Below are 639 nucleotides of genomic sequence, written 5' to 3' on the forward strand. Positions count from 1 at the left end.
TCTCGGAAGCTCCCGTCTACAGCCCGTCAGGGCTTAGCGGGAGAGGATGTCACAGGACGTATGATCGAGTCAGCGTGGTCAAAACTTGATTTGATTTGTTAAGGTCTTTTTGAGAATGGCCGAATCAAAACTGCGACAACTGCTGCACGATCTGGATGTTGAGCTGCAAAAAACCTCCGGCTTGGATGAAAGGCAGCGGCAGCACATTGCCGCCATCCGCCAGGAGGTGGAAGCCGTGCTGGCAGAGCTGGGATCCCCAACCAAGGGCCAACAAAACCCAGGGCGCAAAGCTCGCATTGGGGAAGCGCTGGCACTGTTTGAAACCTCTCACCCCAACCTCACGCTGATCCTGGAGCAGGTGATTGACACATTGGCAGGAATGGGTTTGTAGTTCCCGCGGTGGGTATCCAAGGGTTTCAGAATGAACGGCCAAGACCGCTTAGATCGAGTAGAACAACTCCTAGCTCAGGCAGCCGAGCAAACTGCTGCTAACAGCCGCGAGATCCAAGAGCTACGCCAGGCCATTCGGGAAAGCCACGCCGAGCTGAGCGAGCAAAACGCCGCCCGCAGTCGAGAAATCGAGCAGCTACGCCAGGCCATTCGGGAAAGCCACGCCGAGCTGAGCGAGCAAAACGCCGC

The 639-nt window shown here is 56.8% G+C and carries 1 protein-coding gene and 1 pseudogene; both read left to right on the plus strand.

Annotation, left to right across the window (positions count from 1 at the left end; genetic code table 11):
* Positions 1-115: 115 nt before the first annotated feature.
* Positions 116-391 (plus strand): DUF4404 family protein, encoded by a 276-nt coding sequence (locus tag GG26_RS13660; RefSeq protein WP_041438641.1) that lies wholly within the window; start codon positions 116-118, stop codon positions 389-391.
* A 30-nt stretch (positions 392-421) separates the two neighbouring features.
* A pseudogene (locus GG26_RS13665) lies at positions 422-639 on the plus strand (hypothetical protein); the annotation flags it as partial.

Source organism: Synechococcus sp. 'PEA 65AY6A-5F PE A', from assembly GCF_047462575.1.
Taxonomy (GTDB): domain Bacteria; phylum Cyanobacteriota; class Cyanobacteriia; order Thermostichales; family Thermostichaceae; genus Thermostichus.